Below are 7,771 nucleotides of genomic sequence, written 5' to 3'. Positions count from 1 at the left end.
CTCGTCGGCTGGCATGTCAACCAGGAAGCCAGACAAGGAGGCTAATAGTTCGGGTGCGTCGGTATCGAGTGACAGATCGCCGCTGAGATCCAACATTTCAAAGGCATCGACGATCTCTTCGTCGTCGGCAGCCCCGATCGTCGATCGATCGTTAGTAATAAATTCGTTGAGGAGATCGGTGCTATTTGTAATTGTCGAGAAAGTCGCTCCAGCCTTAAAGATCGGACGAGGCGGTGTCAGTTCGTCAGAATTTTGCTCGTTTGTGGCAAATGCGTCGAGATCGTCACTATCAGTAATAGTCGAGAAAGTTGGTTGGACGGTTAATGAGCCAAAAGGATCGGTTAGCGTCTGGAAGTCATTGGCACTAGCAAGATCCCCCAGGATTGCCGCAGATTCTGCCGTTTGTGCTGCTGCATCACCGAAATCGGCGATCTCAAAATTATTGAGGTCGATATCGAAGCTGCGATCGGGGCGCATGGAGTCGCGATCGATCGTTCCATTCCATTCGGGGATCGTTTCTGCTTCGCTCAGGGGCACAATGCCCGATCCTGGTAGCTCGATCTCGCCAGGTAAATTGGCTGTTTGACCGATTAAGACCATCGCCTGAGTGCGTCGCCAAGCTGCTAATGCCAAGGCCGCGATCGCCCGAATCTGATGGGGTTGGGACTTTAGATGTGCGAGTACTGACGCGCACAAGTGACCCATTGCGGGCAGTTCGAGCATTTCGGCTAAGCCGCCCAATTCCTCAGCACTAATCAGCAACTCATCGTACAAACTACTCGAATTGTCGCCATTAACAGATGACTCTAACTGTGTGAGCGAACGTTCGACTTCCGATTCAAACAAGAAAGTCAGAATATCTTCACCCGATTCGGAGGCCAACATATTTGCCTCATCTTCAGGATTGAACTCGCCCAAGCGTTCGCGGAGGCGATCGAATAACGGATCGACGTGCGCTTTTAACCAGGCAGCATCCGCATCCAAACCTTGCCGATTGAGATCGACTATCTGTCGCAGCCGATCGATCGTGCCGAGCATCCATTGCTCGACGTCGGCATCGGGTGGCTCAGACCTACCATACTGGATAATCTTAAAATAATCCTCCAGATGGTGTCCTAATTTAGCCAGGGTGGTATAACCCATCATCCCCGCACCACCTTTGATCGAGTGCGCCGAGCGGAGGAGTCCATCCAACTGCTTGCCGGTCACTCGACCAGTACCCAGTCCCTGTAGTCCCGATTCGATAACATCTAAATAATCTGTCGCTTCATCCAAAAATTGGAGTTTGACTTGTTGTTCTTGATCTGAAGTAATCATCTGAGAGGGTAGGGGTAGAAGAGCGGGGAGCGGGGAGCGGGGAGCGAGGAGGTAAGAATGGGGGCAGGAATTCGGGGATGTTAGAGCTGGCAGTAGATATCGATATCTACTCCCTACTTTGAACTCCATTACTCCCCGCTCCCCGCTCCCCGCTCCTCCCTAATTCCGATCGACATTAACTTTAAACTTACCGACCGAAGCTTGCAGGGCTTGGGCGATGGTAACTGTTTGTTGGAGCGAGGTGGATACCTGCTTGGAGGAGTCGGAGGTCTGTTCGGAGATTAAGGCCACTGCAGCCATGTCTACCTTGACAGCTTGAGATGTTTCGACTTGATCGTTGGTGGCGATCGAGATCGATTGCAAGAAGGCATCCATTTGATTGGATAGGGCAATAATCTGTTTCAAACTGGTTTTGGTTTGTTCGACAGATTGGGTACCTTCGACGACCTGAGTAGTACTCAATTCCATTGCTTGAGCGACCGCGCTGGTTTCTCGTTGAATGGTTTCGACGATTTTTTCGATTTCTTTGGTGGCTGCGGCTGATTGGGCTGCTAGTTGACCGACTTCTTCGGCTACGACTGCGAAACCGCGTCCTTCTTCACCCGCCCGTGCTGCCTCGATACTGGCGTTAATCGCTAGCAAGTTGGTTTGGAGGGCGATTTGGTCGATCAAGCCGGTAACTTTGGAAATCTGTTGTGAAGATTCACCCAAGCGTTTAACTTTTTTGGCTGTCTCAGAGATGGTTTCGCGCAGTTGGACGATACTTTGGACGGTACGATCCATCGCTTGACCGCCGACTTCAGCCGTAGAAGCAGCAGATGTGGCCACTGTCGCTGCCTGACGCGCATCGGCAGATACCGATCGAATCGAGTCAGTCACTGTTTCGATTTTGGCGAGAGTGACTTGGATTTGGTCGGCTTGCTTGGCTGCTGCTGCGGTGAGCAAGCGAACTTCGGATTCGTTGTCACCGACAGAGCCGTTCACTTTCCCAGCTGCATCTTTTACAGTCGTTACAATATCGCGGAGACTTTCGATAATCGAGTTAAAGAAGTCACCGACGATCGCGATTTCCCCGTCGCTGATTTCCGATCGAACGGTTAAGTCACCTTCGGATGCGCCTTCAATTTCCATCAACAACCGCAGCAATTCTTTTTGGCGTTGTTCGTTTTCAGCCTTAGCTGTTTGGGCGCGTTGTTCGGACGCTACGGCTTCAAAGAGACTCCGTTCGGTAGCGGCAAAACCACCTAAACCAGCGGCGATCGGTTTAGCAAATTCGCGCAGGTACTCAGTTTCCCACTCTTCCCACTGATGAATTTTGCTACAGTGGTGAGCGACGAGCAGTCCCAACAAGTTATTACCTTGCAGGATCGGTACGACCAGATTGGACTTGATTTGGAGTCTAGTAAATAATTGTTTGTGATCGGGATGATAGTTAGCGGCCATCGCGTCATCGGTGGCGATCGTCCGACCCTTGGTATATTCAGCCATCAATTCTGCCGGAATACAAGGATCTTCGATCCGTTCGGCGAGCGCGCTTACGAACCCTGGGAGGACGGCTTCCCCAGCGATATGACCGCTCAGATCGGGGAAGAACCGATAGACGACCAACCGATCGGCAGCAATTTGTTGCAGAGCTTCTTCAAGCACATAGGCTAATGGAGCCGCCATCTCGCCGGTGGTTTGGGCGCGAGAGACTTCTGCGTATAATTCCGTCCGCTTATTCTGTTGGGACTGCATGAACAAGAGGTCTTGAATTTGACCGGCCATCAAGTTAATGTTGTTACCTAATTGGCCGATTTCGTCTTCACTGGTGACTTCCAAGCGATCGCCAAATTCACCTTGACCGATTTTGGCAACGACTTTGGCCGCATCGGCGATCGGCTGGGTAGCACGATTGGCGATTAAGGTAGCTAGTCTGAATGTAATCGCTGCAGTGATGCCCGCCCCAATCAAAATCGTGGTTAGCAATCCCGATAGAGTGGCAAAGGCCGCAGCTTCATCGATGACAGTTACAACCGTCCACGGCAACTGTTGCATCCCTTCAAGTTTGCCCAAGTTAGCCGCTGTCATCAATTCGACGTGGTCGCCGCGATCGTTGGCATTGACTTGACCACCAGCGACGATCGTGGTGTGGTGGCTAATCATCTTGCCTGTTTCTCGTGCTGCAATCAGATCTTTATCCTCTGGCTTGTTAGTATAGTCACCATTAGAACTGATAAAGACAGTGCCAGTCCGTCGATCGGAAATGTGGTAGTCTTCATGTTTGGATTGGAAATCTTTGAGCGGGCCTTCCAACCGTTCGATCGGTGCTCTTGTCCGCATGATACCGATAATTTGGCCGGTTGCGACATCCTTAACTGGCGTGGCGAAATGGATGGTCATTTTGCCAGTACTCTTCGATTTATCTGCCTCCGAAATGACCGTTTTTCCGGTTTTGAGTACTTCTTGGAAATATTTGCGATCTAAATGATTGGTTAGTGCCGCACCTTTATTTTGGGCAATGACATTACCTTTGAGATCGAAAAACGCGATACTGTCGTAGATCTGATAGCTAGTAATATATTGGTCTAACAGCTTGGTTTTAGCTTCGGCTGAAGTGAGCGCAGATAGCTTGGCATCGGCGAATACTGGTTGTGAAGCCAAAACTTCGACGTCACCATTCCGCTCGAAGATAAAGCGGTTAAATTTATCGGCAATCTGGATCGCGCGAGTTTTTTGGTCTTGAGCTGTCTGCGTTCTGAGGGTACCATCAATCTGGCTGTAGCTGAGTGCGCCAATGATGGCGATCGGTGCCAGTCCCAAAATAGTGGCTAGCAATGTCACCTTGGTTTTGAGGCTTAATTTGCTCCACTTGCCGGTTGGAGCTGATGCGGCTAGTGCGGCTGGATCGACGGTTCTGAGTTGAGTTTGGGGGTTAGACTGATTCATATTGTTGATGATGAGACTTAATATAATGGCGGGTCGGTAGTCAATTTGCGGTGGCAAATCCACTCTGAGAGCATGTTGCTAAGTGGAGCTGATTTAGCCATTAACGATCGCAGTGGTGTTAATTCTTCAAAACGTCTGCATTAATAATTGCTTCAGGCTCCAATACCAAAATCAATTCTTTTCCTTGTAAGATCCAACCGCGTAGATAGGGAGTGAAAGCTGGGTTGAAACTACCGATCGGCGATTCGATATCTTCGTGGGCAAATCGGACTACCCCCTGAATCGATTTCACCGCTACTGCCAGGGGTACCTGACCGACTTTGAGCAGGGCGATATCAAAACTATGAGCGTGTCGGTCGATCGGTGTTAATCCCAAAATTTCGGGGAGATCGACCAGCCACAGCAGGCTACTGCGCCGGTTGAATAAACCGAGAACTGGTGCGGGCAGGTTCGGAATTACCGAAACTCGACTGGCGGGCAAGACGATCGCTTCTTGAGTTTGCAGCATGGGCACGACGGCACAAGTTTGGACATCGAGCTGAAATTTCAAAAACATGTCGCCAATAGTGGCGGTCGATCTTTGAGTTGGCGCGGTAATGGTCATAGCAGGATAGTAGATAGCGACTTACGTAACTCCTTCGGAGAGGCTGTGCCTACGGCAGGCTTACGCCAACGCCAACGTCAGGTTTCTCGACGGTTAAGCGATTCTCCTGTCGGAGAGGCTTCGCCAACGAGACAGTGGATAGGGGATTGTGGATAGGGATTGAGAACTAATAAATAGCAGAGCTTTAACTTGTCGATCGAGAATTTTACTATTTACTATCCACTATTCACCATCCACTAATTAGAAACAGATTTAACAGCTTTAATAATATCTTCCTGAGAATAAGGCTTGGTTACATAGACATCTACACCTTGCTTCTTACCCCATAATTTATCCAAATCTTGATTGCGAGAAGTACAAGCAATAACGGGGATTTTTTCAGTGTCGGGATTCTTTTTCAATGTCCGACAAAATTCAAAGCCGTTCATCCCTTCCATGACGACATCAGTAATCACGAGATCGGGTTTTTCTTTATCGACCATGCTGAGGCCATCTTTGGCATTGTCAGTCGAGATCACTTGATAACCATTATCCTTGAGATACATAGTCATCAATTTCATTTCGGACGGCGTATCTTCAACCACTAAAATCTTAACCATTTGTGCGATTTCCCTTTTGAATATGTAATGCAGTCTAAACTTGTTACTTACCTAATTTGCTGACAGCAATCTTTAACTTCTAACTAAATTATTGATGCTCTGCCATTAAATGTTTCGATACCATATCGATTAACCCTGCTTGAGTAAACGGTTTGGTCATATAGTCAGTCGAGCCGGCCATTTTGGCTTTGGCTCTGTCGATAATGCCCGTATTGCCCGTTACCATCACAATTGGCGTCTTTTTGAAGGCTGGATGCTTGCGCAGCATCGAGCAAAGCTTGTAGCCATCGATCGTCGGCATGCCCACATCTAATAAGATAATGTCGGGATCGATCCGAATAATCTTCATCAAAGCTGTGCCCGAATCGACGATCGGAAACACCTTGAAACTATCCCCATCCAAAAAGCGATTGATTTCTCGCAAAATGGTCGGACTATCATCGACGCAAGCAATTTTATAAGTAGCTTGGTCGTTGAGGTCTTCCGTTGTGGTGGGGCCGAGCGCGCCAGTTTTTTCAGCAACTGATGCGAGGGTAGCCGAGACAGATTGATCTTGCTCGTTAAAGCGATCGCGATCCATGCCCGCTGTATAGAGCTTGTGCAGGCGATCGAATGGTGGCTGCGGCCCCCGCAAGCCAACAATCTTGTTGTTGATCAAGCGATGGAGATTATTGGCAACTGTCAGCTCATCTTGCTTGAGCAGCAAAGATAACTGCCTAAAGCTAAACCCAATCAAGATTTTGCTCAACTTAGTCTTGACATCTGGCGTCAGCAACGGATGCTCGACGTTCATCAGATAAGGACGTTGATATGGTGATTGGATCGCTGGTTGTAAGGCTTGCCAAGCGTGTAACTCTGTTTGACATTCCTTGGTAACAAACAAAAAGTTACCACTCCACCAAATCGGGAAGGCGGTATCTCGCGAGATTAATTCGCTAGTACCGGAAGTAATCAATAAATAAGATTGCAGGACTTCTTTGGTGACACTTTTGACTAAAATACCCGCTGTCTGTTCGGTAATATGTCCTTGTGCGATCAACCAGCGAATTGCTTGGTAATCTAAACTCGGATAAGTTGCCTCTAAATTAGCTTCTTTTAACTGCTCTCGCAAATCGGTATACACCTGATTAGCTAAGATCGTTGGGCTAAGGCGGCGCAAATGTTGCTCTAGTCGCTCAACAGGTTCGAGTGAATGATTGGCATAAAATAGTTTACCTTCATAAAAATAGAGTAACCAAGTGATGTCATTGGCAACAATCCGCACACAACCTTTAGCTTGAGAAGTAGCTAATTGTTCTAATAACTTGATGGGGTTTAGTGTTCTTTCGGTATCAGCAACGCTGCTAGAACCCTGATTCATGGCTCGAACTCATAGCTTAGTGGACTTGATTTGCAAAAGCAGAAAAAGATCGCAATTGAGACTAGATCGTACGTGGGACTGAATTACAGCCGCTAGACAGATAGAGAATCGATCGCGCATGTTAATGCATGTCCTTCTTATATTTCCCTGCTGGCAACGCAAAAGTGACATTTCCTAAATAAACCGATCGCTGCTGGCTATTTTTCTGCACAGCCAGCTATGTCGAAGCTATGGCTGCGCCGCTAGTTTTACCGCCATGACACCACCAATCGCAACAGCAGCTACTTTTCCGGTACAATGTCTAAGCCTGTCTGCGATTGCTACTCGTTCGCTAGCAGATCTACTATCCCGAAGGTCAACCTGTGAAATTAGTCGCGATCGATTTTGAGACTGCTAACCGCAATCCCAATAGTGCCTGCGCTTTGGGCATCGTCCAGATCGATAATAACGAGATCGTCCATGAAGAAATCTTTCTAATTCGGCCCCCATCCTACCAGTTTGAATTCACGCGCATTCATGGCATCATGTGGTCGGATGTCGCTCAGGCTCCCACTTTCAAGCAAGTCTGGACGCAAATTTCGACTCGGATCGCCACTGCCGATGCCCTAGTCGCTCACAATGCGAGTTTCGATCGCCGCGTCCTCTATGCTTGCTGCGATCTCTATCAGATTCCCCATCCCCACCAACAATTTATCTGTACCGTCGCCCTGGCTCGCGAACGCTGGAATCTCTACCCCACCAAGCTGCCCGATGTGTGCAGGCACCTAAATATTACCCTCAACCACCATCAAGCTCTATCCGATGCGCGAGCCTGTGCCGAGATTGCGATCGCGGCTGCTCGGTTATGACAATCGCCAAGACTGTTAATACCATTGTGGATTGTGGATTGGAAACCCTAGCTGGAGCTGGAATCTACTAAATCATCCATTACAGCTACACCCCCGACTTCTTGAAGAAGTCGGG

6 protein-coding genes are annotated in these 7,771 nt (G+C 48.6%); 1 reads left to right on the top strand and 5 read right to left on the bottom strand.

Annotated features, from left to right (window positions below; all coding sequences use genetic code 11):
- The 5 genes from RMO84_RS11925 to RMO84_RS11905 form a co-directional block, all read right to left on the bottom strand.
- The coding region (locus tag RMO84_RS11925) for an Hpt domain-containing protein (protein WP_310488677.1) at window positions 1–1,317 on the bottom strand (1,317 nt) is incomplete at its 3' end.
- 159 nt (window positions 1,318–1,476) lie between these two features.
- Entirely contained in the window at window positions 1,477–4,245 is a 2,769-nt protein-coding gene (locus RMO84_RS11920; RefSeq protein WP_310488676.1) for a methyl-accepting chemotaxis protein, read from the bottom strand.
- A 118-nt stretch (window positions 4,246–4,363) separates the two neighbouring features.
- Entirely contained in the window at window positions 4,364–4,849 is a 486-nt protein-coding gene (locus RMO84_RS11915) for a chemotaxis protein CheW (RefSeq protein WP_310488675.1), read from the bottom strand.
- A gap of 236 nt (window positions 4,850–5,085) precedes the next feature.
- Window positions 5,086–5,448 (bottom strand): response regulator, encoded by a 363-nt coding sequence (locus tag RMO84_RS11910; protein WP_310488674.1) that lies wholly within the window; start codon window positions 5,446–5,448, stop codon window positions 5,086–5,088.
- An 88-nt stretch (window positions 5,449–5,536) separates the two neighbouring features.
- The gene (locus RMO84_RS11905; RefSeq protein ID WP_310488673.1) at window positions 5,537–6,808 is read right to left on the bottom strand and encodes a response regulator; all 1,272 of its coding nucleotides are present in this window, start codon (window positions 6,806–6,808) and stop codon (window positions 5,537–5,539) included.
- A 362-nt stretch (window positions 6,809–7,170) separates the two neighbouring features.
- On the opposite strand from RMO84_RS11905, the gene RMO84_RS11900 reads away from it, so the two are divergent.
- The gene (locus RMO84_RS11900; protein ID WP_310488672.1) at window positions 7,171–7,656 is read left to right on the top strand and encodes a 3'-5' exonuclease; all 486 of its coding nucleotides are present in this window, start codon (window positions 7,171–7,173) and stop codon (window positions 7,654–7,656) included.
- Window positions 7,657–7,771 lie beyond the last annotated feature (115 nt).

Origin of the sequence: Chamaesiphon sp. VAR_69_metabat_338 (assembly GCF_031423935.1) — a bacterium.
Lineage (GTDB): Bacteria > Cyanobacteriota > Cyanobacteriia > Cyanobacteriales > Chamaesiphonaceae > Chamaesiphon.
Note: the sequence above shows the minus strand (reverse complement) of the source record. Positions and strands in the feature narration are given on the sequence as shown.